This window comes from Kitasatospora sp. NPDC053308, from assembly GCF_055585785.1.
Window position 1 is genome coordinate 369394 of the sequence record NZ_JBVJJY010000004.1, and the last position, 26272, is coordinate 395665.

Here is a 26272-nt window from a genome sequence, read left to right on the forward strand (position 1 = left end):
GGCCGTCGAGACGCTGTGGTCGACGGCGAGAGGCGGGCCGGGCGCCGGGCGAGGCTGCGCGTCCTGAGCGTCGTGGTCAGCGCCGTCGGAGTCGTGGGTGTCGTCAGGTTCGCCAGGATCGTGAGTGCCGGCAGGGCCGTGAGCGCCGCCAGGGCCGTGAGTGCCCCCGGGGCCGTCAGTCGATCCTCGGGCTGCGGCGTTCCAGCAGGACGACGTCGCGCCAGCGGCCGTGGTGCTTGCCGATCCGTTCGCGGGTGCCGACCACCCGGAACCCGGCCCGCTCGTGGAGGGCGAGGCTGGCGGTGTTCTCCGGGAAGATCCCGGACTGGACGGTCCAGATCCCGGCCGCCTCGGTGGAGGCGATCAGCGCGTCCAGCAGGAGCGCGCCGACGCCCCGGCCCCGCGCGTGCGGATGGACGTAGACGGAGTGCTCGACGACGCCGGCGTACGCGCACCGGTCGGAGACCGCGACGACGGCGGCCCAACCGAGCACCCGGCCCGCCCGGTCGACGGCGACCAGGCGGTGCTCGGCGAGGCGGGCGGCGTCGAAGGCCTCCCAGCTCGGAGCGGCTTCCTCGAAGGTCGCGTCCCCGCCGTCGATGCCGAGCTGGTAGATCGCCAGGACCTGCTCGGCGTGTTCGGCCCGCATGCCCGTCACCCGGACCGCGTCGGGGGCGCTCATGCCCGGGCCGGGATGCCGAGGTCGGCGAGCAGGCCGCGGACGCGCCGTTCGATCTCGTCGCGGATCGGACGGACGGCGTCGACGCCCTGGCCGGCCGGGTCGTCGAGCTTCCAGTCCAGGTAGCGCGTGCCGGGGAAGTACGGGCAGGCGTCGCCGCACCCCATGGTGATCACCACGTCGGAGGCCTGGACGGCCTCGGTGGTCAGCACCTTGGGGGTCTCGGCGGAGATGTCGATCCCGACGTCGGCCAGGGCCTCGACCACGGCCGGGTTCACGGTGTCGGCCGGGGCGGAGCCGGCCGAGCGGACCTCGACCCGGTCGCCGCCGAGGCGGGTGAGGAAGGCGGCGGCCATCTGGGATCGGCCGGCGTTGTGCACGCAGACGAACAGCACGGACGGGACGGACGGCACAGACGGCACAGGCGGCACAGGCGGGACAGCGGGAGTGGTCACCAAAGGGTCCTCGGGTCGTCGAAAAGGGATGCCGCGTCAGCGGGCGGCGGCGTCGGCCGGGCGGTGGTCGGCCTGCGGGACCACGCGGTCCCCGGCCCGCGGGGACGCGTGTCCGAACAACAGCGAGACCGAGCCGATGCCGACGGCCAGGCCGACCGACTGGGCGGCGATGAACGGCAGCACCGAGGCGGGGGCGATACCGGCGAAGGTGTCGGTGAACGCGCGACCGATGGTCACCGCGGGGTTGGCGAAGCTGGTCGAGGAGGTGAACCAGTAGGCGGCGCCGATGAAGGAGGCGACCGCGACCGGGGCGACGTGCGCGCGGCCGACCCGGGGCAGGCCGAGGACCAGCAGGATCAGGCCCGCGGTCGCGACGACCTCGCCCAGCCACAGGTGCGGCGCCCAGCGGTCATGGGTCGACCAGGCCGCGAGCGGCTCGGCGAACATCGCGTCCGCGAGCACCGCGCCGCCGATGGCGCCGGCGATCTGGGCCGGGACGTAGGCCGCGACCTCGCGCAATCCGGGGCCCGTGCCGTCGCGACGGCCGGTCCACCAGGCGGCCAGCGTCACGGCCGGGTTGAAGTGCGCGCCGGAGACGGGACCGAGCAGCAGGATCAGCACGCCCAGACCGAAGACGGTGGCCAGCGAGTCGGCCAGCAGCTGCACGCCCACGTCCTGGGACAGCCTGGTGGCCTGGACGCCGGAGCCGACCACGACGGCCACCAGTGCGCCCGTCCCGAGGAACTCGGCGGCCGCCCGGCGGCCGAGCGGCGCCGTCCCGGTCATGGGGCCCCTCCGGCGGGGGGCTGGAGCAGGGCGGAGAGCCGGGCCAGCGCGGCGGGCAGCACCCAGTAGTAGACCCAGGTCCCGCGCCGCTCGGAGCCGACCAGGCCGGCCTCGCGCAGTACCTTCAGGTGGTGGGAGATGGTCGGCTGGGACACGTCGAAGGGGCCGGTCAGGTCGCAGACGCAGGCCTCGCCGCCCTCGTGCGAGGCGATCAGGGACAACAGCCGCAGCCGCACCGGGTCCGAGAGGGCCTTGAACATCTTCGCCAGGTCGAGCGCGGCTTCCTCGCCCAGGGGCTCGCGGACCATCGGCGAGCAGCACGCGGCCGCGTCGTCCTGGCCGAGCACCGGCAGTTCCAAATTCGACATACGTCTATGTTGACAGCCATCTATGTGAGTGGCAAACACGCGTCATCCGCATCGGCAGCCACCGCATCAGGAGGCGGATCGGACAACGCCCATGTCCCGCGTACGGCTCGGCACGGCCGGCTTGACCGGCCTGTGCCGAGGACCGACGGGACGACCGGCCGGGACGACGGGCCGCTCCCGGCTCAGCCGCGGTCGTGGTCCCCCGTCCCGCCGTCGATCAGCTCCCGCAGGATGTCCAGGTGGCCGGCGTGCCGCCGGACCGTAGCAGCCGCCGCCGACGGGCGCCGCTCCCGGCGGACCGGGCCTGTTCACGGAGCGTGCCGGCGCCGTTCACGCGACGAGAACCGGCGCCGGGGCGGGATTCGGCCATCCGTACGACACCCGGTACCGCCCGCCTCTTCCTGGGCATTCGGCGCCTTCGCCGGGCTGGGCCACGAGAACCCGCAGGTGGTGCGCGGGCCCGCGTTGGCTCAAACGAGGCGGAAAGATCTCAACTTCCGAGAATCTCATTGCCCGTCCACGTGCGCTGATAAAGGATCACTACCGCTTGCCTGTACATGACTACGGCCGACCGTCCGGGCTCCCCCGGCGCGCGGCTTCCTCCCGGGGGGATCTCTATGTCGCGGGTGCTCGTTATCGGCGGTGGCTCCGGTCTTCAGCCGCGGCTGCGCCGGATCGCCCAGGGGCTGACCACCGTCGTCCTGTGCCGGGCGTCGGTCCTGCACTGGGTGCACCAGTTGGAGGAGAACGAGGCCGTCATCGTGCTCAACGACGCGGCCCCGCTGGAGGCTTGGCTCGCCGCCGCGCGCCACCTGCACCAGGAGTGGCCGATCGACACCGTGGCCTCGCTCGCCGAGATCGACCAGGACAAGGCCGCCGCGATCGCCGAGCACCTCGGCATCGACTTCCACTCCCCCGACGTCGTGCGCCGCTGCCACGACAAGACCGCCATGCGCGAGCGGCTCAATGCCTCGGGCGTGGAGAAGACGCCCTTCCGCCAGGTGGCGAGCGCGGGCGAACTCGCGGAGTTCTACGCCGAGGTGGGCCCCCCGCTGCTGGTCAAGCCGAGCAAGGGCCGGGCCAGTGCCGGCATCGCCGTGGTCCGCTCCGAGACCGAGGTCGAGCGGGCCTTCACCACCAGCCACGACGCCACCGCGCCGCGCCTCGAGCACTCCCTGCCGCTGGCCGAACGCTTCGTCGAGGGACCGGAGTTCAGTGTCGAGGCGGTCACCCACCAGGGGCACCACTACGTCTTCGCGATCACCGAGAAGTTCAAGGACGAGGCCACCAAGGTCGAGCTCGGCCACGTGGTGCCCGCCCGCATCCCCGACGTCGACGCCGACCGGATCCTGGCGCATGTGCGTGCCTGTCTGACCGCCCTCGGCATCACCAGTGGCATCACCCACACCGAAGTCATCCTCGGAGCCGACGGGCCGGTGCTCGTGGAGACGCACCTGCGCCAGGCCGGGGACGAGATCGCGGAGCTGGTGGAGATCGCGACCGGCGTGGACATCACCGAACTGTTCCTGCGCCAGCTCGCGGGCGAGTCCATCGCCGACCGCGAGGAGGTCGCCTCCCGCGCCGAGCGCCCGCACTACTCGGCCGCCGGGGCGATCCGCTACCTCGCCCCACCACAGTCCGGCCGACTCGCCGGCATCGACGGTCTGGCCGAGGCCCGCGCCCTGGAGGGCGTGCAGGACGTCACCCAGCTCGTCGAGGACGGCTCCGCGCTCAGCGGCCTGCACAGCTCCTACTCCCGCCTCGCCTCGGCCCGGGTCGCGGCCGCCGACGCCGACACCGCCGTCCGCCGTGCCGAGGAGGCCGTGGCCGCCCTCGGCGTCCGCGTGGCAGAAGAGGCATGAGCGCGCGCCTCTCCCCCCGCGCCTCCGTCCTCACCTACCTCACCGGCTTCTTCCTCACCAACATCGGCGTCGGCGGCTTCACCCTGGCCACCGGCCTCGCCTTCTACCAGCAGACCGGCAGCGCCTCCACCTTCGGGTTCCTCGTCGCCGTCGAGTACGCCCTCGGCTTCGTCGGCCAGATGGTCGGCGGGAGCATCCTCGACCGCCGCAGTGTGCTCGGCGTGGCGCTGACGTCCAACGCCGTGCGCGGCACCGCGGTCCTGGCCGGCGGCGCCCTGCTGTGGGCGGGCGGCGGACGGCTGCCGCTGGTCGCCGTGTTCCTGGTGTCCGCGTTCATCCGTCCGCTCTACCGCTCGGCCAGCTTCGTGCTGGGGCGCATGGTCAGCCCGCCCGGGGAGCTGGCCCGGGTGAACGCCCTGCGGTTCGGCCTGCTCCAGGCGGCCCAGCTGTGCGGGCTCGGCGTGGTCGCCGGGCTGTACGCCGTCCTCCCGCCGGGTGCGGTGGTCTGCGCCACCGGTGCCCTGCTGCTGGCCGGTACGGCGACCCTGGTCCTGCTGCGGGGCACGGTCGGCAGCGGACCGGGGCGCGACACCGACGACGCCCCGGCCGCCGTCTCCTTCGCGGAGAACTGGCGCCAGCTGGGGCGTGCCCTGGCCGACAACCCCGGACTGCGGGTGCACCTGGTGCTGGGCGGCATGCCCCCCGTGGTGACCTCGCTGGCGACCGTCCTGGTCGCTCCGGTCAACGACGCCGTGCACGGCGGCTCGTTCGGCATCGCCGTGCTGGACGGCAGCGCGTCCGTCGGCGCCCTGCTCACCATCCTGGCCGTGCGGCGTCTCGACCAGCGGCGCTCGGCCCTGGTCGGTGTCGCCTGCGCACTGGCCCTGTGCGGGCTGTCGGCCCTGGCCGTCGGCCGGTCGCTCGCGGCGGGGGGCTTCGCCTTCCTGCTGCTGGGCATCGCCGCCGCCCTGGGCGCCACCAGCCTGGACACCCTGCTGCAGACCCGCGCTTCGGTCGCCATCCTGGGCCGGCTGTCCATCACCCAGGAGTGCGCGACCTCCCTGACCGCCATCGCGCTGATCCCGCTGTCCGGGCCGATGCTCCAGGACATCGGGCTGCACGGAGCGGCCCTGCTCTACAGCGGCATCGTCGCCTGTTACCTGGTGGCCTTCGCCCTGGCCACCGCCGCCCTGCGGGACCGGCTCTTCGGCCAGCGCGTCGAGCCGCGCCCCACCATCGGCCAGGGCGTCGAGCCGAGCCCCACCCCCTGAGCCGTCCACCACCACCGTCCCCCACCGACCCGCCTTCCCCTGCCCGCAGACGGCCGCGCGCGCCACCCGCGCCCGCGCCGGTCCGCCCGCACGCCTGCCCGCCGACGCGCCGGTGTGCCGGGCTCGGGAAGACCACCACCCCGCGAGACGGCCACGGCCGTCGCCCCACGGAGAACCCGGAAAGAGGTAGGGAAGCCATGACCGCACTGGACTGGGCCGCCGTCCTGGATCGGCTCTTTGACGCTCCGAACGACCCGCAGGCCCGCGAGTGGGCCGAGCAGGCCGTGGCGGAGGACCGCTGCACCCCCGGCCAGCGCCGGGCCTTCGGGCTGCTCACCGCCGGGAAGGACATCCTGGAGCTGCTCGCCGAGACCCCCGCCGCGGTGCGCAAGCTCGTCGAGCAGACCACCCCCGAGCGGCTGTCCCTCGCGCCCGCCCCGGGAGAGTGGAACGCCGTCCAGGTGGTGCACCACTTCGCCGACAACGAGGCCGTCAACGCCGTCCGCATCCGCTCCATCCTCACCGAGGACACCCCGGAGATCTTCGGCTACGACTCCGACCCCTGGACCCGCTTCTTCGACATCGAGCCCGTCGAGGACGCCCTCGCGCGCTTCGAGACCGCCCGCCGCAACACCGTCGCGCTCGCCCGCTCGCTCAGCCCGCAGGACCTGGACCGCCGGGGCGTGCTGTCCTACCGCGGCGCCGAGTCCGTCCGGGTCCTGCTCGCGGTGCTCGCCGGCCACGACAAGGACCACCTCGACCAGCTGCGGTCCGCGGTCGGCGCCGAGCGATGAACCGCGCCGTGACCGCACCCCCGTCCGACCCTCCCGTGCGAAGGACGTGAGTCCATGACGATCAGCGAATTGCGGCGCACCGTGCTCGACGCCGACCTGTGCGCCTCCTGCGGCGCCTGCGCGGCCGTGTGCCCCGAGGACGTTCTGACCATCGGCCCGGACCAGACGGTCCCGCTGGCCGCCCCCGGCCTGACCGACGACACCTGCGGGACCTGCACCCTGTGCACGGACGTGTGCCCCGGGCGGGACACCGGCGTCCCCGCCTCCGAACGGCGCCTCTTCGGCCGGACGAGGACCGCCGAGGAGCGCTGGACCGGCATCTTCCGGCACTCCTACCGGGCCCGGGCGGGCGCTCCCGCCGTCCACGGGGCGGCCTCCGCCGGCGGCGCCGCCACCGCCCTCCTGGTCGCGGCCCTGGAGCAGGGGCGCATCGACGCGGCGCTGGTCGTCGGGCGGGACCCGGAGCGGCCCTGGGTGCCCATGGCCCGGCTCGCCGACACCCCCGAGCAGATCATCGCGTGCGCGCAGGCCAGCTACTGCATCACGCCCAACCTCCAGGTCCTGCGCGACGCCCCGTACGAGCGCATCGGCATGGTCGGACTGGCCTGCCAGATCGAGGCCGTGCAGAAGATGCGCAACCTTCCGGTGCCGCCGCCGGTCGCCGAGCGGATCGTGCTCACCCTGGAGATCGGCTGCGCCTCCAACACCCGGCGGGAGGGCACCGAGCACCTCATCGAGGGACGCCTGGGCCTGCCGCTGGTCGACGTCACGGGCATGAAGTACCGCGCCGGCACCTATCCGGGCGAGTTCACGGTGTGGGACCGCGAAGGCGCCGAGCACGCCCTGCCCTTCCACGAACTTGTCCTGGAGTTCAAGAACTTCAAGACCTTCCGCTGCCTGTCCTGCCCCGACTGGTGGAGCGGCCTGGCGGACATCTCCATCGCCGACGGCGACCCCAACATCTTCCGCACCAGCCGCGAGGGCGACCGCACCGACAAGGCCTCGGCCGTCCTGACCAGGACGGCCGAGGGCCAGGCCCTGCTGGACGCCGCCGTCGCCGACGGATCGCTGCTGGTCACGGAGGAGGAGTTCCTGCCCGAGGAGAGCCTGGGCCTGCAGCGCAAGCGGCACCGCTACGCCTCCTACGCGCGGGACCACGCCGGTGAGGTCCCCACGTCCCCGGTTGCCGAGGAGGAAGCGGTGGAAGCCCTGGAGGACGGCGAGTTGATCGAGCTGATGAGTAGGAAGCGATGACCCCGCCCCACGCAGCCGCACCCGGCGCGCCCGTCGGCACCGCCGAGGCCTTCGGCCCCGCCGCCGAGCAGCCCGACCGGGTCCTGGTCGGCCCGCTGCGCCCCGGCACGCCCGCGCCCGCCCGGCTGTACCCGCACCCCGACAAGGCCATCTCCCAGCGGGCGACGATCCTGGCCGCGCTGGCGGACGGCACCTCCCGGCTGTCCAACCTCGCCGACTGCCGCGACGTCCGCGCCAACCTGCGCGCCCTGTCCGGGCTGGGCGTCACCGTCGAGCCGCTGGGCCCGCGCTCGGTGGCCGTCACCGGCCGGGCCGTCGCCGACATCCGGGCCCGGGGCCTGACCCTGGACGTCGGCAACAGCGCCACCACCTCGCGGCTGCTGCTGGCCCTGCTGGCCGGCAGCGGCGCGAGCTGCACGGTCACCGGCAACGCACTGCTGCGCGCCCGGCCGATGGGCGAGGTCGTCCGGCCGCTGCGGACGCTCGGTGCGGACCTCGCGGAGCTGGGCGAGCCCGACCGGCTTCCGATCCGCGTCACGGGCACCCGCCTGCGCGGCGGCGAGGTCGAGGTCACGGTGGACTCCGCCCAGCCGGTCTCCGCCCTGCTGCTGGCGGCCACGGCCGCCGACGGCCCGGTGCGCGTCCGGCGCCGGACCGCCGCGCGCGACCACACCGAACGGCTGCTGCGCTGGACGGGTGTGCCCGTCCAGGAGAGCGGCACGGACCTGCTGGTCACTCCCCGCCGCCCGACGGCCTTCGACCTGACCGTCCCCGGCGACCCCTCCGCGGCGGCGTTCCTGGCCGCCCTGCACCTGGCGTCGCCGGGCTCGGCGGGGGAACTGACCCTGCGCGAGGTCTGCCTGAACCGTCGGCGCACCGGGTTCCTGCGGGTCGTCGAGGCGATGGGCGCCCGGGTGGAGGAGATCCCGCGCGGCGGCGCCGCCCCGGAGCCGGTCGGGGACATCCGGGTCAGCCTGCCCGGCCCGCTGACCGGCACCGAGGTGTCCGGGCCCGCCCTGGTGCAGAGCTGCATCGACGAACTGCCGCTGGTCGCCGCGCTGGCGACGACCGCCCGCGGGAGGACGGTGGTGCGGGACGCCGCCGAGCTGCGGGGCAAGGACACCGACCGGATCGCCTCCGTCGTCGACCTGCTGCGCGCCTTCGGGGTGTCGGCGCGGCCCACCGACGACGGACTGGTGGTGGAGCCCTCGCCCCCGGTGGCGCCCGCCCGAGTGGACCTGCCCGCCGACCACCGGATCATCTTCGCCGCCTTCGTCCTGGCCGTGCTCTCCGGCGGCACCACCGAGCTGTCCGGCACCGCGGCGGTGGCGACGTCCAACCCGTCCGCGCTCCGCGAGCTGGCGCGCTTCGCCTCGGTGGAGGCGCTGTGAGCGCCCCCGCGCCGGAGCGCTACGCGGTGGTCGCCGGCGGCTCGGGCTTCCTGGGCTCGGCCGCGGCCGAGCGGCTGCGCGTCGACGGCCGGGAGGTGGTGGTGCTGGACCGCGTCGCGCCACGCCGCCCCGGCACCGCCTGGTCGCAGGTCGAGCTGACCGACGAGACCGCCGTGGCCCGCGCGCTGGACGGGCTGCTGCGCGAGCGCGGTGCGCCGGGCGCGCTGGTGCTGTGCCAGGGCTGGTCCCCCAAGGGCGGCGACGGACGGGCCGTCCCGGAGGACCAGGTGCCGCCGGAGCTCTTCCGCCAGGTCCTGGACGTCAACCTGACCAGCTGCTACCTGCTGCTGCGCACCCTGGTGCCCGCCATGGCCGCGGCCGGCGGCGGACGGGCGGTGGCGGTCGGCTCGGCCGCCGCCCACACCGGGCGGACCACCGCCGGCGCCGCCTACGCGGCGGCCAAGGCCGGGGTGGCGTCGCTGGTGCGGACCTTCGCCGTGCGCTACGGCCCGGACGGCGTCCTGGTCAACGGTGTCGCCCCCGGCAAGGTCGCCAACCCGGCGTGGCCCGACGACCCCGAGGCCGTCGCCCGCTACCGCGAGCAGATCCCGGCGGGACGCCTGGGCGAGGCCGACGAGCTCGCCGACGTGATCGCCTTCCTCGTCTCCCCCCGCAACACCTACCTCACGGGCCAGACCGTGATCGTCGATGGAGGTCGACTCGCATGACACCACCCCTCTCCACGGCCACCTGGCTGGAGGACCTCACCTGGAGCGAGTTCGAGGAACTGGCCCCGCGGGTGCCCTACTGGATCCTGGTCGCCGGCAGCACCGAGCAGCACGGGCCGCACCTGCCGCTCGGAGCGGACACCCTCGTGGTGCAGCGGCTCGCCGAGCTCTCCTCCGCCCGGCACGGCGCGGTCGTGCTCGGCAGCATCCGCACCGGTGTCCTGCACGCCTTCCAGGACTGGCCGGGCAGCCAGCGGGTGCCCGCCGACGTGCTGGTCGGCCAGGCCACCGCGATGGCGCAGACCGCCGTGCCGCACAGCAACCGCCTGCTCGTCCTCAACGGCCACGACGAGAACCACGAGCCGATGCTGCTCGCCGCCCGGGAGCTGGCGGAGCGCCACGGCACCGACGTCGTGGTCGTGGAGTGGGCGCAGCTGGTCAGCGACGTCATCCGCGAGGTCTCCGACTCCACCAGCGAGTCCCACGCCGGGGAGGGCCTGACCTCGGTGTTCCTGCACTGGTACCCCGAGCGGGTCCGTACCGGGCTGATCGCTCCCGGCACCCTGCCGGCCGGCGACCTGACCCGCGACGACCTGCACGTGAGCAAGCGCGCCCACCACGTGGTGCGCTTCCGCCGCGAGGACGTGCCCAGCGGCGTGCTGGGCGATCCGACCGCCGCGGACGCCAAGAAGGGCCGTGCCGTCACGGACGCCCTGGTCGAGCGGGTGGACGCGCTGGTCCGCGAGCGGGGGTGGCTGTGAGCACCCCCGCCGCCGGCTCGGCCGTGGACAGTCTCCAGGTCGTGGCCCGCCGCGAGAGCCCCTCGATGGCCGCGACGATCGGCGCCGACATCGGCGTGGCCCTGGTCCGGGGCCGCGGCAGCCGGGTGTGGGACGAGCAGGGCCGCTCGTACCTGGACCTCACCTCCGGTTCCGGCGTGCACGCGCTCGGCCACGGACACCCCGCCGTGCTCTCCGCCATGCAGGCGCAGCTCGCCGAATTCGCCCACGGCGGCTGGCAGTTCACCTGCCCCGCCCGGGCCCGCCTGACCGAGCGGCTGTGCGCGCTGCTGCCCTGGGAGGACCCGATGGTGCTGTGGTGCACCACCGGCACCGAGGCGGTCGAGGCGGTGCTCAAGACCGCCCGGGCGGCGACCGGCCGCCGCCAGGTCCTGGGCTTCCTGGGGGGCTACCACGGCAAGACCTCGGGTTCGCTGGCGGTCACCGCGAACTCCGCCTACCGGGCCGGGGTCACCGAGCTGCCGGTGGCCGGGCTGTCCCTGCCGTACCCGACCGCGCCCGGTCACGTCCCGTCGGGGGCCGCGCCCGGCACCGGGCACCGCTTCGGGCAGGAGATCCTCGACCACCCCGACTTCGGTGCCGGCGACGTGGCGGGCCTCATCGTGGAGACCGTGCAGGGTGCGGGCGGCATGCAGGCCGCGGCCCCCGGCCTGCTGTCCGAGCTGCGGTCGTTCACCAGCGAGCGCGGCATGCTGCTCGTCGTCGACGAGATCTTCACCGGCTTCGGCCGCACCGGCGCGATGTTCGGCTTCGCCCACGAGGGCGTCGTGCCCGACCTGGTCGTCCTGGGCAAGGCGCTCGGCGGCGGGCTCCCGGTGTCCGCGGTGGTGGGCCCGCGCGCCCTGCTCTCCGCGCTGGCGCCGCTGCGCCAGACCAGCACCTTCTCGGCGAACCCGGTCGCCTGCGCGGCGGGCCTGGCGGTGCTGGACACCCTGGCCGAGCAGGACCTGCCCGCCCGGGCCGGTGCCGCGGGCGACCGGCTGGTGCGCGCGGTCGGCGCGCTGGACGTCCCCGGCGTGCGGCTGGAGACCATCGGCCGCGGGCTGATGGCCGGCGTCCGCGTCGCCGAGGCCCCGGCCGCCGACCGCGGCGCCTTCACCAGCGCCGTGGTCCGACGCATGCGCGACCTGGGTGTGATCGCCCTGCGCGGTGGCGCGGACGGCGCGGTGGTGAAGTGGACCCCGCCGCTGACCATCACCGACGCGGAACTGGACGCCTCGGTGGCCGCCCTGGCCGAGGCCCTGCACGCCGAGGCGGAGGGCCGCGCCCCGGCCGCCGACGTGCCCGCGGAGGTGCCCGCATGACCCTCGCACACGCCCCCGCAGCGGCAGGGCTGTTCTGGTGCCGGGTGTTCGCCTCCGGTACGCGGGGCGGCAACCACACCGCCATCGTGCTGCCCGGGGCACCCACCGCCGACCCGGCCGCGCTGGCCGCCGCCCTGGACGTCCCCGACACCGGCTTCGTCCAGGAGGCCTCGGCGGACCGGGTCCTGCTGCGCACCTTCTCCCCCGTCGAGGAACTCGCCCAGTGCGTCCAGACCTCGCTGGCCGCCGTCGTCGCCCTCGGCGTCCCCGAGGGCACCGCCCGTCCGGTCCGGCACCTCAAGGGCGAGGAGCTGACGGTCCACCGGGAGGGCCCGGTCGTCTGGGCCCGCCCCGCCACCGCGCGGCCGCGCCCGGAGGAGACGGCGTGGCCGGACATCGTCCGCGCCGACCCCGACCCCGACCGGCCGCCGGTGGTCCTGCGTCAGGCCCGCAGCCGGCTGCACCTGGCCTGCGCCGACGCCGGACAGCTGGCCGCACTGGACATCGCCGCGCCGGACGTGCTCGCCCTCTGCGAGGCCACCGGCACCAACGGCCTGGTGCTGTCCGCTGCGGAGGGCGGCGGCCGGCTCCGGGTCCGGGTGTTCACCACCTCGCTGGCCGGTGCCGAGGACTCCGCCACCGGCGGCGCGGTGCTGGGCCTCGGACAGATCGAGGCACGGCACGGCGTCCGCGGGGACCTGGCCGTCGTCCAGGGCCCGGCCGACCCGGCCCGCCAGGGCCACCTGCGGTTGCGCCTGGCGGGCGCCGACGAGGTGCTGCTCGGCGGAGAGGTCCTGCCGCTCGCCCGAGGAACCCTGGAGCTGCCGTGACCACGTCCACCACCACCCGGGTGTACCGGCGCGTGGCCGACCTGCCCGACCTGGGCCCGCTACTGCGCGACGCGGTGCTCTACGAGACGCCCGCCTGGCTGGCCTACTGCGAGGCGTCCGCCGGCGGACTGCTGCGTCATGTCGTCCTGGAGGACGGGAACGGCCGGGCCGCGGCGCTGGCCTCGTTCCGGATCGTCCCGGACGACGGCGTGCTCTCGCTGTACGACCTGTCGTCCTTCCTGGCCGGCCCGGGCGGACCGGCCGCCGGCGCCGACGGCCTGTTCCCCAACGCCGTGGCCGCCGTGTCCGGCGCGCACTGCGTGCTGCTCACCGACCCGGACGCGGACGCCGCGACCCGCTCGGCCCAGCGCCGCGCGCTCGCCCGGGCCGTCGCCGACCAGGCCGCCGCCGAGGGGTGCGCCGCCGTCGGGTTCCTCTACCTGCGCGACCCCGACGGCGTCCGGGATGTCGCCGCCGCCCTGGGCGAGGAGGCCTCCGCACCGTTCCTGGCCGCGGCGCACATGGAACTCGAGGGCGGCTGGGCCGACTTCGAGGGCTACCTCGCCACCCTGCGCAGCCCCCGACGGAACAAGATCCGCCGGGAGCGCCGCCAGTTCGCCGAGGCCGGGATCACCACCCGGGTGCTGCACGGCACGTCGGCCCTCGACGAGACCACCGCCCGGCTCCAGCTGTCGCTGCGCCGCCGCTACGGCGCCGGCGGCTCCCTGGAGTCGATCCTGGCCGACTACGCGCACCTGCGCGCGAGCGTGGAGGAGCACGTCCGGGTCTTCCTGTGCGAGAAGGACGGGCAAGCGGTCGGCCTGAGCCTCGCCCTGGCCGACGGCGACCGGCTGCACGTCCGGCTGGCCGGCTTCGACTACGAGGTCCTGGGCGAGGACTTCGCCTACTTCAACGCCGTGTACTACGAGCCGATCCTGTGGGGCATCGAGCACGGCGTGACCCGGTACTCCTTCGGCACCGGGACGTACGGCGCCAAGCTGGCCCGGGGCTGCACCCCCGTCCCCACCTGGGGCGTGGTGCACTGGCCCGCCCCCCTGCGGCAGGCCGCCGCGGCGGCGACCGCCGACCGTCAGGCCGGGCTCTGCGCCGACCTCGGCCTGGACCAGGCCTGGCCCGACACCGCCCTGAAGCCGGGAGACGAGCGAGGCGACGAGCGAGGAGACGAGCGATGACCCCCACCACGACCGGGCCCGGACACCGCCCGCGCATCGCCGTGGCCGACGCCCCCGGCGGCCCGCACCCCTCGCTCTACCTGCCCTCCTTGCTGCGGCACTTCGACGTCGAGGTGCTCTCGCTCGACGTCGAGACCGGCGGCGCGCGCGAACGCCGCGCCCGGGCGCTGGCCGCCGTGCCCGCCGCCGGGGGCCGGCTGACCACCCTCGGCTCGCCCGAGGACCTCCCGGCCGCGCTGGCCGAGGCCGTGCGAACCGGCGGCACCGAGGGCGTGGTCGCCTTCAGCGAGCGGGTGGTGCACGCCGCCCAGCGGGTCGCCTGGCAGGCCGGGCTGCCCGCCAACCCGCCCGAGGCGCTGGACGCGCTGCAGGACAAGCGTGCCCAGCGCCGCCTGATGCGGGCCGCGGGCCTGCCCGTGCCGCAGGTGCGCGAGCTGCACGGCCCGCGGGAGGTGCAGGAGGCGGTGCGCTCGGCGGCCTTCCCCGCGGTGCTCAAACCCGCGGTGGGCATGGGCAGCCTGGCCACCTTCCGGATCGAGGAGCCCGACGACCTGCCCGCGCTCTGGGAGACCGCCCGGGCCCTGGCGCACGGCGACGCCCGGGTCGGCCACCTGCGCCCGGCGATGCTGCTGGAGGAGGAGCTGGTCGGCGACCCGCGGCGGGCGCGCGACGGGCTCGGGGACTACCTGTCCGTCGAGGCGCTGATGGTCGACGGGGAGCTGTGCGTGCTGGCCGTGTCCGACAAGTTCCCGCTGTCGCGCCCGTTCCGCGAGAACGGCCACATCCTGCCCGCGCTGCGTCCGGCCGAGGAGTGCGAGGAGGCCGTCGCCCACGTCCGGCAGGCGCACGCGGCCCTGGGCATCCGCTTCGGCGCGACCCACACCGAGGTGAAGCTGACCGCCGACGGGCCACGGGTGATCGAGGTCAACGGGCGGGTGGGCGGCAGTGTCCCCGAGCAGCTCCTGCTGACCGCCGGCTACGACCTGCCGCTGAACCTCGCGCGGACGGCGGTCGGCCTCGCCCCCGAGGTCGACCCGGTGCACCGCCGGTGGTCCGCCTACCTCACCCCCCAGCCCCCGTGCGGCCGGCACACCGTCGAGCGCACGCCCACCGCCGCCGAACTGGCCGCCGTGCCGGGCGTCTCCACCGTGCACCACGTGGTCCAGCCCGGCGAGGTCGTCGACTCGGCCGCCGGCACGGCGAGCAACCTGCTGCGGGTGGTGGCCGCCGCCGACACCCCCCAGGAGCTGTTCGACCTGGCCGCCCGGCTCGGCGGACCCGACACCTTCACCCTCCGGCCGTTCGACCCCACGAAAGTGAGCGCCACCCATGGCTGACACCCCCCGTCGGATCCGGGTCTTCATCGGGGAGCCGTCCTCGATCGACCCCTGCAACGGCTTCGAGCACGACGGCGCGCTGCTGCTGCGCTTCCTCGCCGACCCGCTGGTGGACTACAGCCCCGCCACCGGCGAGCCCCGGCCCGCCGCCGCGCAGGCGTGGGAGGTGTCGGCGGACGGCCTGCGGGTGGACTTCACCCTGCGGCCCGGCGTGCGCTTCCACCACGGCCGCGAGGTGACCGCGGCGGACTACGTCTACTCGCTGTCGCGGGTCGCCCGCCCGGAGACCGGCTCCAAGCTCGCCTACCACCTCGCGTGCGTGGAGGGCTACCAGGACGTCCGGGACGGCCGGTCCCGGGTCCTCAGCGGAGTCCGCGCCCTGGGCCGGGACGTCCTGCGGATCACCCTGGTGCGCCCCTTCCACGAGGTGGCCTCGGTCTTCGGACACCGGGTCACCGCACCCGTCCCGGCCGAACTGGCCGAGGCCGACACCGAGCTGTTCCGCGTGCACCCGGTCAGCACCGGCCCGTACCGCGTCCTGGAGCCGTGGCAGACGGGCCGCGGCCTGGTCCTGGAACGCTTCGAGGACTACTACGCCGCCAACGGCGCCTTCCCGGACGGCGGCGCGGGCCACGCCGACCTGCTGGACTTCCGCATCTACGAGGAGCTGGAGGACGCCTACCAGGCCTGGCACCGCGGCGAGTTGGACGTGGTCAAGGTCCCGCCGGCGCGCATCCCGGACTCCCTGCCGCTGGGCGAGCGCTTCCGCCGCACCCCCTGCGCGCTGATGCAGTACATCGGGTTCCCCACCGACGTGGCCCCCTTCGACGACCCGCAGGTGCGCCGGGCGGTGGCGATGGCCGTGGACCGGCAGGCCATCATCGACACCGCGTTCAGCGGCACCCGGCCGCTGGCCCAGCGCATCCTGCCGCCGGCCCTGGCCGGGCAGGACGGCGCCGACCTCACCGGCGTGCGCTACGACCCCGCGGCCGCCCGCGCGCTGCTGGCCGAGCGCGGCGTCGGACCGGTCACCACCGAGTTCGCCTACAACGCGGGCCTGGGGCACGACCAGTGGGTGGAGAGCGCCGTCGCGCAGCTGAACGAGAACCTCGGCTGGCAGATCACGCCCCGGCCGATGGTCTGGCCGGAGTTCCTGCGCTGGCTGGGCCGCGCGGACACGCTGTTCCGCATGACCTGGGCCATCGACTACCCTTCGGCGGACAACTTCCTCTACCCGCTGTTCCACTCCGCCTCGATCGGCGACGACAACTTCACCCGGTACCGGGAACCGGAGGTCGACCTGCTCATCGACACCGCGCGCGCCACCGCGGACGACGCCAAGCGGCAGGCGCTGTACGCGGAGGCGGAGGCACGGGCCTGCGCCGACCTGCCGCTGCTGCCGCTCTGGTTCGGCGTCCAGTACCACCTCGTCGCACTGGACTCCTTCGACGTCGACGGTCCCGTGGTGGACCTGTTCGGCGAACCCGTCCTGCGTTCCTTCCGTCCGAAGGCCTGACGGCCCGGGCGGCTCCCCACCACCCGAGGAGAGACCGACCGTGACCACCACCGCCCACCGCGACCAGCCCGACACCGCCGCACCGGAGGACCGCACCGAGACCTACGAGCAGGCCTCCCCCGCCACCTCCGCCGCCGACCGGCCCCACGCCGGCTACGCCGACGCCCCGGAAGGCCCGCGCGACCCGGCCCTGCACGGCATCTGACACCGTCGCGGGTGCCTTCGTGCCGTCGCGCGAAGGCACCCGCCCGGCCGTCGGGCTCGTCGGATCGACCCGACCGGCACCTGGACGGCCGGGCGCGGTGCCGGGCGGGGCCGATCCTCGCTCCGGCCAACACGCCTGCCGCGCCTTGACCTTCACATCGGCGTGAAGGCCGATGATGCTCCCATGACGACCACGCCGTACGACCCGTACACCCTGCTCGCGCAGAGCCGCCTCGGCATCCTCGCCACCATCAAGGCGGACGGCCGGCCCCAACTCTCCCCCGTCCTACCGTTCTACGACCGGGAGGCGAACGTCATCCTGGTCTCCACCCGGGACGGACTCGCCAAGACCGCCAACCTGCGCCGGGATCCGCGGGTCAGCCTGGAGGTGACCGGGCCGGACGGCCGCTCCTGGGTGACCGCCGAGGGCGTCGCCACCCTCACCGGCCCCGGGACCGATCCAGACGGCCCCGAGGTCGACGCGCTGGTCGACTACTACCGCCGCGCCGCCGGGGAGCACCCCGACTGGGCGGAGTACCGCGAGGCGATGGTCTCCGACCGCCGGGTGCTGCTCACCATCCCGGTCGACCACGTGTACGGCACCCACCTCTGAGGTCCGGGAACGTCCGGGGCCCATCCCGCACCTTCGGGCCCATCCCGCACCTCCGGGCCCATCCCGGGCGTCCGGGACCGGTGCGGCCGCCGCAACGGGGGCGGCGGCCGCGCCGGACCCGGGGTGCACGCGGCTCCCGTGGCACCCGGCTCAGCGCAGCGTCGCGGTGACCACCGTGGCGTCCAGGTCCTCGTGCCGGCTCGCCGCCGCCGTCAGCCCGGCCGCCCGCGTCACGGCGAGGGCCGTCGCCACCTGACGCTCACTGGTCTCGAACAGCAGCGATCCGCCCGGCGCCAGCCACGCGGGCGCCGCCGCGGCGACCCTCCGCAGCACGTCCAGGCCGTCCGCGCCGCCGTCGAGGGCCGGCCGCGCCTCGTGCAGCCGCGCCTCGGGCGGCAGCAGCGCGATGTCCCCGGTCGGGACGTACGGGACGTTGGCGATCAGCACGTCCACCCGGCCGCGCAGCGCCTCGGGCAGGGCGTCGAACAGGTCGCCCTGGTGGACGGCGGCCGCGGTGCCGGCCAGGTTGCGGCGGGCGCAGCGGACCGCCTCCGGGGCGATGTCGGCCGCGTGGAGCTCGACGGGGTGCGCGGCGCCGGCCGCGACGGCGGCGGCCAGCGCGCCGCTGCCGCAGCACAGGTCGAGCACCACCGCACCGGGGCCGCGGGGCGGCCCGGTCAGCGCGGTGGCGGCGGCGGCCAGGAACTCGCTGCGGCGGCGCGGCACGAAGACGCCCGGGTCGACGGCGATCCGCAGACCGGCGAACTCGGCCCAGCCGACGACGTGTTCGAGCGGCCGCCCGTCGGCCCGGGCCCGGACCATGGCGGCCAGTTCGGCGGGCGAGGCGGCGGCGTCGAGCAGGATCCGCGCCTCGTCCTCGGCGAAGACGCAGCCGGCGGCGCGCAGCCGGGAGACGACCGAGGAGCGGAGAGCGGCGGAGGAGAAGACCGGCAAGAGAACCCCTTCGGGGTGAACGGGAGGAGGCGAGCGGAGGAGAACGACTCCGTCGGGGCTCCCGCAAGGGCCGACGCCGTGGCGGCGCGCCACCCGCGCTACATGCGCGAGGCGCCCGCACGGCCGCGCTCCGGGAGCACCCGCTCGGACGTTCCGGTCATGGGTCTCACCTCCCTGAGTCGCGGTCATACATCGGCGCCGACCACCCTACCGCACCGCCGGTCGGGGACGGTCGGACGAGTCCGGGGCAGGCCCGCTCCCGCCCTGGGCGCGCCGCCTGGGGAACACCCGCCGGGGGAACAGCCGCCGGGCGGACCCGGGCTCCGGGCCACCCGGACCAGGCGCCGGGCGCGCGGACCGTGGCCCGGGCGCCCGAGGCGGGCCACGCGCCGGTCAGACGGGTTGCGGCGCCGGCGGCCTGGTGCGGTAGGCGTCCACCGCCCCCGGCGGGACGAGGCAGGGCAGCAGCCAGTCCCAGAGCGCGCCGACCCGGCGGGCCCGCTCCTCGACGGGGCAACCCTCGGCGAACACCACCTCCAGGCCGCAGGCCGCCGCCACCAGCAGGGTCTCCGGGCCGAGCCCGCCCGCCCGCTCGCGCAGCTCGCCCGCGCGCCGGGCTCCGGCCAGCAGGTCCCGGACGACGCCGGCCCAGACGCCGTGGAAACCGCGCATGCCCGCCGGGGCCTGCCAGGGGTCCACCGGCCCGGCGCCGGCCTCACCGAACCGGAGCTCCACCGACCCGGCCGCCCCCGACCCGGTCCCGCCCCGCTTCGGCCCGCCCACCCCGGCGCAGCCCGTCCCGGCGCAGCCCGCTCCGGACCGCAGCTGCCGGCCGTCGTCCTCGCGGCCGAGGCGGAACGCGGCCCGGACCACCGGGTCCGCCCCCAGGGCGTCGACCAGCCAGTAGCCGGCGTCGATCAGCCCCTGGAGCGGCGAGGTGGCGGCGCGCCGCTCACCGCAGGCCGATCGCAGGGAGCGCTCGGCCTCCTCGAACACCGCTCTGGCCAGCTCCTCCTTGGAGGCGAAGTGGAAGTAGAGCGCCCCCTTCGTCACCCCGGCGGCTGCCGCGATCTCTCCGAGGGTGGCACCGGCGTAACCACGGCGGTCGAACAGCCCCGCCCCCGCCTCCACCAGCCGCCCGCGCGTCCGTTCCGACCTCTCCTGGACCACCCGTCCCACAACCCCTCACGACGACAAGCACGTTCCGCCCGGCCGGACGATGGCCGGGCGGCGCCGGGTCCTTCGCCGGCTTCCTCAGCCCACCCGGCTGAGCCGGGCCATCGCGGCCCGCGGCACCGCGCCCGACGCGACGGCCGGTTCACGCTCCGCCCGTTCCGACGCGACGAACCGCTCCGCCCCGGCGGGCCGCTCCTCCCCGACCACCCGCTCCGCGCCGGCGGGTCGCTCCGGCGCGGCGAGCAGGATGGAGCGCTGCAGGCGGCGCAGTCCGACCGAGGGCTCCATGCCCAACTCCCGTACCAGGGTGTTGCGCAGGCGCTGGTAGGCCTCCAGGGCCTCGCCGCGGCGCCCGGAGCGGTGCAGGGCGATCATGTACTGGCCGTGCAGGCTCTCGTGGGTGCGGTAGCGGTCGACCAGGACGGTCAACTCGGCGAGCAGCACCCGGTGGCGGCCGAGGCGCAGGTCGGCGTCGATCCGCTGGTCCAGCGCGCAGAGCCGGGTCTCCTCCAAGCGCTTGGCCTCGACGGCGAGTTGGCCCCCGACCGGGACGTCCGCGAAGGCCGGTCCGCGCCACAGCGCGAGCGCCTCCCCGAGCATCCGGGCGGCCAGCGGGTGGTCCTCGGCGTCGCTCGCCCGGTAGCCCGTGCCTGCCAGCCGCTCGAACTCCCGGACGTCCGTCATCCCGCCGCCGCTGTTCAGCATGTAGCCGCCGGGGGAGGTCACCAGGACGTCCTTGGCGCAGGACACCCCGGCCTGTTGTCCGCCGGCCCCGGCGAGCGCCCGGTCGATCAGGTCGCGCAGTTGCAGGACGTACGTCTGCACGGTGGTGCGCGCGCTGCGCGGCGGACGGCCGGACCACAGCTCGTCGGCCAGGACCCCCGCCGGCACGACCTGGTCCGCCCGGAGCGCCAGCAACGCCAGGACCTGACGCGGCTTCGGCGCCGACGGCACCACTGACACCCCGCACACCCGGACGTCCAACGCCCCGAGCACCCGAATTTCCACGATGACCCACCCCAATCACACGGAACGCCGCAGGCTCGTCCGCCGCGGCCGGCACCCGGGTCGACGCCCAGGAGGCAACTGACACCCAGTGAAAAACAGGACGCGCGGTTTGTCAATACAAAACCGAACGTGCTGTTTGTTTTGGGAGGAGGGTTCCTGACGCGCCCTCGGGACACCGTACGAATCTGATCGATCACCCTCTGCGACGCTCCCGGAACAAACCAAAGGCGGCGCCGGACCCACCTGGGCCCCGCCGCCGCCCGTACGCCCGCACGCCGGTACGCGTCCGGATCCCGCCCCACCGGCCGCCGACGGCAGGCCGGTTGAGCCCTCGTCAGCCCACGCCGACGCCCGCCCGCGCCTTCGCCGGCACGTCGTCGCCCGCCTCGCCGTCCGGGCCGCCCCCGCCGTCCGGGCCGCCCTCGCCGTCCTCCGCGGCACGGGTCGCCGCGAGTTCCGCGACCACGTGGGCGCCCCGGTCCGGGCCCATCTGCAGCGAACCGAGCACGCCCGGGACGGCGATGCTCGGCATCAGGTGCTGGAACAGCGCGGACGCCCTGAGCTCCAGGTCCGCCCGGCCGGAGAGCTTCTGCGACTGGATCTGCACTCCCGTCCACGCGGCGACGACCAGCCACGCGGTGTCCGCCGGCACGATGTGCGGCAGCAGTTCTCCGCGCTCGCCGGCCGCGACCAGGATCTCCTCCATCCGGCCGATCCAGCCGGGAATGGCACCGCCGCCGAGGTCGTCGAACACGTCCTGCCCGAGCGAGAGCCGGGCCCCCGCGCTCAGCAGCGGGTCACGCGGCATCAGGTGCGCCACGACCATCCCGGTGTCCACGAACTCCTGGAGCTTGCAGCTGCGTTCGGGAACGCCGTCCTGGGCGAACTGCGCCTCGACCACACCCTGCGCGAGATCCCGCTTCGAGGCGAAATGGAAATACACCGCACCGCGCGTCACACCGGCCCGGGAGACCACCTCCCCGATGGTCGCGCCCTCGTACCCGAACTCGTCGAAGACCGAGGCCGCCGCCTCCAGGATCAGCCGACGCGTCCGGAGCGCCCGCTCCTGCCGTACCACCGCAACCACCCCGCCCTGAGATCCCGGAAAACAAAACCAAACACCCCGTATCTTAGCGACGCCCCACCCGCAACCGACAAGACGATGTCGGTTGAACCCCCGACAACTCCCCCTTCTCCTCGACCCGTCGAGCCCCAACCAAGGGACCGGCACCACCGATCCCACTCACCCCGGCCTTCCTCCCCCGCCGAGCCCATGACACCGATAAAACCGAACGATTGGTTTCTTCCCGGGCGGGCGGTGCGCGGCGCACCGCCACGCGGCCGCACCGCCGCTGCCCGGCCACTGCGCGACCGCTTCCCCGGATCCCGGGTCATACCCGTGGATTGGCCGACGGTCGAGGGGCCGGGTTCGCGATCCCCGCGCCGGCCGACGGTCAGCCCGCCCAGGGCAGCCGCAGCACCTCCAGCTCCGGGTCGTCCAGCAGCGACCGGACGAGGTCCGCCGGCCCGGCGACCTTGGTGCCCCAGAGGTCGTAGTCGGTGCACAGAACCCAGGAGCGGTCGGCGGCCCAGAGGTTGGAGGGGCTGAAGTCCACGTCGTCGGTGTCGTAGAGGAGTTCGGCGTCGCCGAGGCGCCCCGCCCGCACGTGGTGCCGGTCGAACTCCCCCGTCATCACGGGGTTGTAGAAGGCCAGGCAGCGGGTGTCGGGTCCGTCCGGGCTGTACCTGGCGAGAACGGCGACCAGGCGGTTCCAGGTCTCCCGGTCCAGGCTCCCCTCGGCGGGCGGGACGATGCCGCGCGGCCAGCTGCCGTTCCTCTTCACCGACGGGAAGCAGCGGAAGCAGGGCAGCATCCCCTCGGGCACCACGGGATCACCGCTCCGCTCGGCGAGTTCGGCCCACCGCAGCCGCCGCCACCCCGGTCCCGGGTGCTCAGCGCGGCCCACGGCGCCGCCGGTGACGACACCGACGGCATCGAGGTCCACCCCCGCGAGCACCCGCGGCCGCGCCCGGCCGTCCGGCGACCGGGCCCGCCACTCCTCGTCGTACGAGACCTCGCCCGGGCCCCGCTCGTGCTCGTACATGGCGTGGAGCGCCCAGCCCGCATCGGGCAGTCCCGGCGGCATGAACCCGAGCGTCCCGTCACCGCACAGCTCCGCCAACCAGTCGGCCTCGCCGGACGGCGCCGGCGGCCACCGTCCCGCCGACGGGTCGGTGGGCGGCGTCATCGGCGGCTCGGAGTCCTCGGGCATCCGGCCATGATCGCACGCCGACCCCGCCGGGCTTCCGCGTCAGGGCGGCGGGTGCAGGACAGGGTCAGGCCGGGGGCAGGACGCGGAACTCGTGCCCCTCCGGGTCGGTCAGGAAGGTCCGGGTCCACGGGATGTCGCCGCGGCCGAGGTCCGGGCCGGTGGCACCGAGTCCCCGCAGCCGGGCCACCTCCGCCGCCCGGTCGTCCCCTGGGGAGGGCAGCAGGTCGAGGCGGACGCGGTCGGGCACGGTCTTCGCATCGGGTGTGCGGATGAACTCGACGTAGGGTCCGGTGCCGCCGGCGGAGCGCAGCGCGGCGCCGTCGTCCGTCACCTCGTGCACCGTCCAGTCGGTCGCCTCGCCCCAGAACCGGGCCATCGCCCGCGGATCCGCGCAGTCGACCACCACGGCGGCGATCGGCCCGGTGTCCCGGTACGCCTCCCGGGGCTCCAGCACACAGAACTCATTGCCCTCGGGATCGGCCAGGACCGTCCACGGCACCGCGCCCTGGCCCACGTCGGCGGGCGTCGCACCGAGGGCCCGGAGCCGCGCGACCAGCTCCGTCTGGTGAGCGGCGGAGCCGGTGGCGAGATCGAGGTGGAGGCGGTTCTTCGTGCCCCTCCTGGCTTCCGGGGCGGGGACGAAGGCGAGGCCGAGGAAGCCGGGCTCCGGCCGCAGGGGCCCACCGGCCGGGACGACGTACGTCGCCCCGGCGGAGCCGCGGGCCGTCCACCCGAGCGCCTCCGCCCAGAACCGGCCGACCGCCGGAGGGTCGAGTGCCTCGATGTCCACCGTCACCGGTCGCAGCGCCATACCGGCGATCCTATGCGCCGGCCTGCGCCCGACGCCGGGTCCAGCTCCGGCTCCGGCTCCGGCTCCCCGACCGGCTGCTCAGGTCGAGGCGGGTGACCGCGGAAAAGCCGGACCGCCCGGTTGCCGACTCGGCCGAGTCGGCAACCGGGCGGTCCGGTCCACTGCGCCCCTGGTCATCGGGGGTTCGCGCCAGGCGGTCGGGCGGTCAGGCGGTGACCCGCTCGCGCCGCTCGCCGGAGACCCTCTCGGAGGCGAGGCCGGAGACGTTCTCCCGGGGCACCGGGAGCACCGCCATGATCACGGCGGAGATCACGATGGTGGCCGCCCAGGCCAGCCCGTACCGGCCGACCGGGGTGTCCGACAGCGGGCCGGCGAACCAGTCGCACTTCGTGAAGGCGAGCCCGAACAGCAGCGCGAGCACCCAGGAGACCATCGCCTGCCAGCAGAAGCCGCCGACGTACCAGTACCGGCCGCTCTTGCCGGTGTCCATCAGCGCCTCGGCGTCGTAGCGCACCGCATGCTTCCGGCGGCGGAACATGTCGACCGCGTAGACACCGATCCAGGCCGAGAAGGAGACGGCGAGCAGGACCAGGAAGGTGATGAAGGAGCCCAGGAAGCTCTTCGCGACCAGCATCAGCAGCAGACCGCCGACCAGCGAGATCACGGCGTTGATGCTGACGGCCATGGCGCGCGGCAGCTTGACGCCCATGGTCTGCGCGGTGAAGCCGGCCGAGTACATGGAGAGGCTGTTGATCAGCAGCATGCCCACGATCGCGGTCAGCAGGTAGGGCACCGCGAGCCAGGTCGGCAGCAGGTCACCGAGGAAGGAGACCGGGTCCGCGGCCTCGGCCAGACCGGGCGAGGCCACCGCCATCACGGCGCCCATCAGCACCATCGGCACCATGACCAGGCCGGCACCGGAGACCGTCACGCCGACGATCTTCTTCCCGGAGGCGGCGTGCGGCAGGTAGCGGGCGAAGTCCGGGCCGGTGGGCACCCAGCTGATGCCGCCCGCGGCGATGGTCCCGATGCCGGCGATCATCATCGCGGTGGTGCCCGCGGGCTTGGCGAAGACCTCGCTCCAGTGGATGGTCGCGACCAGGTAGCCCAGCACCAGGACGCTGAAGACCCCGAACAGGTACGTCGACCAGGTGTTGCAGACGTTGAGCGCCTTGCGGCCCATGCCGGAGACCAGGAAGGTGCAGGCGACGAAGGCGAAGAGCGTGACCACGATCAGCGCGGTGTTGCTCTTGACCCCGAACAGCAGGTCGAGCACGGTCAGCACCGCGTAGGCGCCGGTGACGGCGTTGATCGTCTCCCAGCCGAACCGGGCGATCCAGAGGATCGCGCCGGGGAACAGGTTGCCGCGCACGCCGAAGGTGGCCCGGGAGAGCGTGGCCCCCGGGGCCCCGCCCCACTTCCCGGAGACCGACAGCACGCCGACCATCCCGAAGGAGACGAGCGCGGCGCACGCGGCGACGATCAGGACCTGCCAGAAGTTCAGCCGGTTGAACACCACCAGCGCCGCCCCCATGGTGAGGAGCAGCACACTGATGTTCGCCGCGACCCAGGTCGGGAAGAGCTCGCGGACTCTGCCCCGCCGCTCGTGGTCCGGGACGGGTTCGATACCGCGGGTCTCTATCGCACCGTCGGCGTTGGCGGTGGACGGGTTGTCCATGGGGGCGGCTCCGTGCGTGTTCAAGCGGGAGGTGAATCGGGCAAATAGAACATTTATGGAACTCCACGCGCGTAGCGCGGTAGTTGAGTCATCCTACTTTGTCCGCTTCACTGCCAGATCCACCCGCCCACCGGCCCCCGGGCACCGGGCCCGGCCCAGGCGTGTGGCCCCAGGCCGCAGGCCCCCGATCAGTACAGGCGCTCGGCCCCGGCCGCCCGGACCCTGACGGCTTCGGCCCGCTTCCGGCGATCATGTCAGGCCGCCGACCGGGGCCGTCATGGCAGGGCTCCGGTCGTCAGTCCTGGGCCGGGTACCCGATCTCGGCGAGGTCCTCGGCCAGGTCGGACAGGTCCAGTTCCGGGTTCAGCAGCGACACGACGTGCCGGGTGAGCGGGCGCAGGGCGTAGACGTGCCGGACGGCCGCCAGGTCCACCGCCACCTCGTAGTACTCCTCCGCGAACCGCTGGTACGCCTCGGGACGACCGTCCAGCAGCACTTCGAACAACCACTCGGCGCTGCCGTCGTCCTCCACGCCCTCCGGCAGCGGCTCGACCGCCCCCGCCTTCCACGCGCTGTCGGCCTGTTCGCGCCAGAAGCACACGGTCGCCCGCGGCGTCCCCTCGTCGCAGAAGGCGGGCTCCGCCACGTGGGCGCGCAGCGCCTCCGGCACCCCGTCGAACAGGCCCGGCCAGGGCGCCGGAGGCGTGACCCGGTACGGGGTCATCGGCGACTCGTGATCGAACCCGCGGGCGTAGGCGCCCGCCGGCGCGAAGACGATCGAGTACTCGTTGCCGCAGCCGTCGCGCATCGAGGCCATCTCCTCCGTCGGCGACCAGCGGGAGTCGAACGAGAAGTACCGGTCCCCCCATGCCGGGCTCAGGACGGCCTCCAGCACCGCCATGGCGCGGCAGCGGTCCCGGACGACGGAGATGGCGGGCAACCGGTCGATCAGCTCAGAAACAGACACCGGGATATTCAAGCCGGTCC

At 74.8% G+C, this 26272-nt stretch carries 26 protein-coding genes; 14 read left to right on the forward strand and 12 right to left on the reverse strand.

Features of this window, described 5'->3' with window-relative positions; translation table 11 throughout:
* Window positions 1-175 precede the first annotated feature (175 nt).
* Genes ACZ6Y7_RS12270 through ACZ6Y7_RS12285 form a run of 4 tightly spaced genes read right to left on the reverse strand, consistent with a single transcriptional unit; the run spans window position 176 to window position 2288 of the window.
* Window positions 176-682, reverse strand: a complete 507-nt coding sequence (locus ACZ6Y7_RS12270; RefSeq protein ID WP_465757814.1) for a GNAT family N-acetyltransferase — start codon at window positions 680-682, stop codon at window positions 176-178.
* Window positions 679-1134, reverse strand: coding sequence for an arsenate reductase ArsC (locus tag ACZ6Y7_RS12275; protein ID WP_465757815.1), 456 nt, complete (start codon window positions 1132-1134; stop codon window positions 679-681). Before ACZ6Y7_RS12275 ends, ACZ6Y7_RS12270 begins: the two co-directional genes overlap by 4 nt.
* Before the next feature lie 36 nt (window positions 1135-1170).
* Window positions 1171-1920 carry an aquaporin gene (locus tag ACZ6Y7_RS12280; protein WP_465757816.1) on the reverse strand — a complete coding sequence of 250 codons (750 nt, stop codon included), beginning with the start codon at window positions 1918-1920 and terminating at the stop codon, window positions 1171-1173.
* Window positions 1917-2288: an ArsR/SmtB family transcription factor gene (locus ACZ6Y7_RS12285; protein ID WP_465757817.1), complete on the reverse strand. Its 372-nt coding sequence runs from the start codon at window positions 2286-2288 to the stop codon at window positions 1917-1919. Before ACZ6Y7_RS12285 ends, ACZ6Y7_RS12280 begins: the two co-directional genes overlap by 4 nt.
* A 617-nt stretch (window positions 2289-2905) precedes the next feature.
* On the opposite strand from ACZ6Y7_RS12285, the gene ACZ6Y7_RS12290 reads away from it, so the two are divergent.
* The 14 genes from ACZ6Y7_RS12290 (at window position 2906) to ACZ6Y7_RS12355 (ending at window position 17385) form a co-directional block, all read left to right on the forward strand.
* Window positions 2906-4150 (forward strand): ATP-grasp domain-containing protein, encoded by a 1245-nt coding sequence (locus tag ACZ6Y7_RS12290; protein ID WP_465757818.1) that lies wholly within the window; start codon window positions 2906-2908, stop codon window positions 4148-4150.
* Window positions 4147-5421: an MFS transporter gene (locus tag ACZ6Y7_RS12295; protein WP_465757819.1), complete on the forward strand. Its 1275-nt coding sequence runs from the start codon at window positions 4147-4149 to the stop codon at window positions 5419-5421. The genes ACZ6Y7_RS12290 and ACZ6Y7_RS12295 overlap by 4 nt, the downstream gene beginning before the upstream one ends.
* Window positions 5422-5618: 197 nt before the next feature.
* Window positions 5619-6215 carry a DinB family protein gene (locus ACZ6Y7_RS12300; protein WP_465757820.1) on the forward strand — a complete coding sequence of 199 codons (597 nt, stop codon included), beginning with the start codon at window positions 5619-5621 and terminating at the stop codon, window positions 6213-6215.
* Between the two features lie 54 nt (window positions 6216-6269).
* On the forward strand, window positions 6270-7469 hold the full coding sequence (locus ACZ6Y7_RS12305) for a Coenzyme F420 hydrogenase/dehydrogenase, beta subunit C-terminal domain (RefSeq protein WP_465757821.1): 1200 nt from the start codon (window positions 6270-6272) through the stop codon (window positions 7467-7469).
* Window positions 7466-8860, forward strand: coding sequence for a 3-phosphoshikimate 1-carboxyvinyltransferase (locus tag ACZ6Y7_RS12310; protein WP_465757822.1), 1395 nt, complete (start codon window positions 7466-7468; stop codon window positions 8858-8860). The genes ACZ6Y7_RS12305 and ACZ6Y7_RS12310 overlap by 4 nt, the downstream gene beginning before the upstream one ends.
* On the forward strand, window positions 8857-9588 hold the full coding sequence (locus ACZ6Y7_RS12315; protein ID WP_465757823.1) for an SDR family NAD(P)-dependent oxidoreductase: 732 nt from the start codon (window positions 8857-8859) through the stop codon (window positions 9586-9588). The genes ACZ6Y7_RS12310 and ACZ6Y7_RS12315 overlap by 4 nt, the downstream gene beginning before the upstream one ends.
* The gene (locus tag ACZ6Y7_RS12320) at window positions 9585-10349 is read left to right on the forward strand and encodes a creatininase family protein (protein ID WP_465757824.1); all 765 of its coding nucleotides are present in this window, start codon (window positions 9585-9587) and stop codon (window positions 10347-10349) included. Before ACZ6Y7_RS12315 ends, ACZ6Y7_RS12320 begins: the two co-directional genes overlap by 4 nt.
* Window positions 10346-11692, forward strand: a complete 1347-nt coding sequence (locus tag ACZ6Y7_RS12325) for an aspartate aminotransferase family protein (protein WP_465757825.1) — start codon at window positions 10346-10348, stop codon at window positions 11690-11692. The genes ACZ6Y7_RS12320 and ACZ6Y7_RS12325 overlap by 4 nt, the downstream gene beginning before the upstream one ends.
* Window positions 11689-12522: a PhzF family phenazine biosynthesis protein gene (locus tag ACZ6Y7_RS12330; protein ID WP_465757826.1), complete on the forward strand. Its 834-nt coding sequence runs from the start codon at window positions 11689-11691 to the stop codon at window positions 12520-12522. The genes ACZ6Y7_RS12325 and ACZ6Y7_RS12330 overlap by 4 nt, the downstream gene beginning before the upstream one ends.
* The gene (locus ACZ6Y7_RS12335) at window positions 12519-13715 is read left to right on the forward strand and encodes a GNAT family N-acetyltransferase (RefSeq protein WP_465757827.1); all 1197 of its coding nucleotides are present in this window, start codon (window positions 12519-12521) and stop codon (window positions 13713-13715) included. Before ACZ6Y7_RS12330 ends, ACZ6Y7_RS12335 begins: the two co-directional genes overlap by 4 nt.
* Complete coding sequence (locus ACZ6Y7_RS12340; protein WP_465757828.1) at window positions 13712-15052, forward strand: ATP-grasp domain-containing protein; 1341 nt, start codon at window positions 13712-13714, stop codon at window positions 15050-15052. The genes ACZ6Y7_RS12335 and ACZ6Y7_RS12340 overlap by 4 nt, the downstream gene beginning before the upstream one ends.
* The gene (locus tag ACZ6Y7_RS12345; protein ID WP_465757829.1) at window positions 15045-16568 is read left to right on the forward strand and encodes an ABC transporter substrate-binding protein; all 1524 of its coding nucleotides are present in this window, start codon (window positions 15045-15047) and stop codon (window positions 16566-16568) included. Before ACZ6Y7_RS12340 ends, ACZ6Y7_RS12345 begins: the two co-directional genes overlap by 8 nt.
* Before the next feature lie 40 nt (window positions 16569-16608).
* The gene (locus ACZ6Y7_RS12350) at window positions 16609-16773 is read left to right on the forward strand and encodes a hypothetical protein (protein ID WP_465757830.1); all 165 of its coding nucleotides are present in this window, start codon (window positions 16609-16611) and stop codon (window positions 16771-16773) included.
* Window positions 16774-16956: 183 nt separating this feature from the next.
* The gene (locus tag ACZ6Y7_RS12355) at window positions 16957-17385 is read left to right on the forward strand and encodes a PPOX class F420-dependent oxidoreductase (RefSeq protein WP_465757831.1); all 429 of its coding nucleotides are present in this window, start codon (window positions 16957-16959) and stop codon (window positions 17383-17385) included.
* A 150-nt stretch (window positions 17386-17535) separates the two neighbouring features.
* On the opposite strand, the gene ACZ6Y7_RS12360 is transcribed toward ACZ6Y7_RS12355, so the two are convergent.
* From ACZ6Y7_RS12360 to ACZ6Y7_RS12395, 8 genes are all read right to left on the reverse strand, one after another.
* On the reverse strand, window positions 17536-18339 hold the full coding sequence (locus tag ACZ6Y7_RS12360; RefSeq protein ID WP_465757832.1) for a putative protein N(5)-glutamine methyltransferase: 804 nt from the start codon (window positions 18337-18339) through the stop codon (window positions 17536-17538).
* Window positions 18340-18732: 393 nt separating this feature from the next.
* Window positions 18733-19509 carry a TetR family transcriptional regulator gene (locus ACZ6Y7_RS12365; RefSeq protein ID WP_465757833.1) on the reverse strand — a complete coding sequence of 259 codons (777 nt, stop codon included), beginning with the start codon at window positions 19507-19509 and terminating at the stop codon, window positions 18733-18735.
* Window positions 19510-19593: 84 nt separating this feature from the next.
* Window positions 19594-20523: an AfsR/SARP family transcriptional regulator gene (locus ACZ6Y7_RS12370; protein WP_465757834.1), complete on the reverse strand. Its 930-nt coding sequence runs from the start codon at window positions 20521-20523 to the stop codon at window positions 19594-19596.
* Window positions 20524-20857: 334 nt separating this feature from the next.
* Window positions 20858-21601 carry a ScbR family autoregulator-binding transcription factor gene (locus tag ACZ6Y7_RS12375; RefSeq protein WP_465757835.1) on the reverse strand — a complete coding sequence of 248 codons (744 nt, stop codon included), beginning with the start codon at window positions 21599-21601 and terminating at the stop codon, window positions 20858-20860.
* 376 nt (window positions 21602-21977) lie between these two features.
* Entirely contained in the window at window positions 21978-22796 is an 819-nt protein-coding gene (locus tag ACZ6Y7_RS12380; protein WP_465757836.1) for a hypothetical protein, read from the reverse strand.
* A gap of 64 nt (window positions 22797-22860) precedes the next feature.
* Entirely contained in the window at window positions 22861-23607 is a 747-nt protein-coding gene (locus ACZ6Y7_RS12385; RefSeq protein ID WP_465757837.1) for a VOC family protein, read from the reverse strand.
* A 205-nt stretch (window positions 23608-23812) separates the two neighbouring features.
* Window positions 23813-25285 carry a purine-cytosine permease family protein gene (locus ACZ6Y7_RS12390; RefSeq protein WP_465757838.1) on the reverse strand — a complete coding sequence of 491 codons (1473 nt, stop codon included), beginning with the start codon at window positions 25283-25285 and terminating at the stop codon, window positions 23813-23815.
* Between the two features lie 295 nt (window positions 25286-25580).
* The gene (locus ACZ6Y7_RS12395) at window positions 25581-26252 is read right to left on the reverse strand and encodes a hypothetical protein (protein ID WP_465757839.1); all 672 of its coding nucleotides are present in this window, start codon (window positions 26250-26252) and stop codon (window positions 25581-25583) included.
* Window positions 26253-26272: the final 20 nt, after the last annotated feature.

What these genes read in the sequence shown, in the direction of transcription:
- ACZ6Y7_RS12330 (WP_465757826.1), top strand. Translation starts at nt 11,689, where the DNA reads ATGACCCTCGCACACGCCCCCGCAGCGGCAGGGCTGTTCTGGTGCCGG.
- ACZ6Y7_RS12270 (WP_465757814.1), bottom strand. Translation starts at nt 682, where the DNA reads ATGAGCGCCCCCGACGCGGTCCGGGTGACGGGCATGCGGGCCGAACAC.
- ACZ6Y7_RS12320 (WP_465757824.1), top strand. Translation starts at nt 9,585, where the DNA reads ATGACACCACCCCTCTCCACGGCCACCTGGCTGGAGGACCTCACCTGG.
- ACZ6Y7_RS12345 (WP_465757829.1), top strand. Translation starts at nt 15,045, where the DNA reads ATGGCTGACACCCCCCGTCGGATCCGGGTCTTCATCGGGGAGCCGTCC.
- ACZ6Y7_RS12295 (WP_465757819.1), top strand. Translation starts at nt 4,147, where the DNA reads ATGAGCGCGCGCCTCTCCCCCCGCGCCTCCGTCCTCACCTACCTCACC.
- ACZ6Y7_RS12310 (WP_465757822.1), top strand. Translation starts at nt 7,466, where the DNA reads ATGACCCCGCCCCACGCAGCCGCACCCGGCGCGCCCGTCGGCACCGCC.
- ACZ6Y7_RS12390 (WP_465757838.1), bottom strand. Translation starts at nt 25,285, where the DNA reads ATGGACAACCCGTCCACCGCCAACGCCGACGGTGCGATAGAGACCCGC.
- ACZ6Y7_RS12385 (WP_465757837.1), bottom strand. Translation starts at nt 23,607, where the DNA reads ATGGCGCTGCGACCGGTGACGGTGGACATCGAGGCACTCGACCCTCCG.
- ACZ6Y7_RS12355 (WP_465757831.1), top strand. Translation starts at nt 16,957, where the DNA reads ATGACGACCACGCCGTACGACCCGTACACCCTGCTCGCGCAGAGCCGC.
- ACZ6Y7_RS12285 (WP_465757817.1), bottom strand. Translation starts at nt 2,288, where the DNA reads ATGTCGAATTTGGAACTGCCGGTGCTCGGCCAGGACGACGCGGCCGCG.
- ACZ6Y7_RS12290 (WP_465757818.1), top strand. Translation starts at nt 2,906, where the DNA reads ATGTCGCGGGTGCTCGTTATCGGCGGTGGCTCCGGTCTTCAGCCGCGG.
- ACZ6Y7_RS12305 (WP_465757821.1), top strand. Translation starts at nt 6,270, where the DNA reads ATGACGATCAGCGAATTGCGGCGCACCGTGCTCGACGCCGACCTGTGC.
- ACZ6Y7_RS12380 (WP_465757836.1), bottom strand. Translation starts at nt 22,796, where the DNA reads ATGCCCGAGGACTCCGAGCCGCCGATGACGCCGCCCACCGACCCGTCG.
- ACZ6Y7_RS12280 (WP_465757816.1), bottom strand. Translation starts at nt 1,920, where the DNA reads ATGACCGGGACGGCGCCGCTCGGCCGCCGGGCGGCCGCCGAGTTCCTC.
- ACZ6Y7_RS12300 (WP_465757820.1), top strand. Translation starts at nt 5,619, where the DNA reads ATGACCGCACTGGACTGGGCCGCCGTCCTGGATCGGCTCTTTGACGCT.
- ACZ6Y7_RS12340 (WP_465757828.1), top strand. Translation starts at nt 13,712, where the DNA reads ATGACCCCCACCACGACCGGGCCCGGACACCGCCCGCGCATCGCCGTG.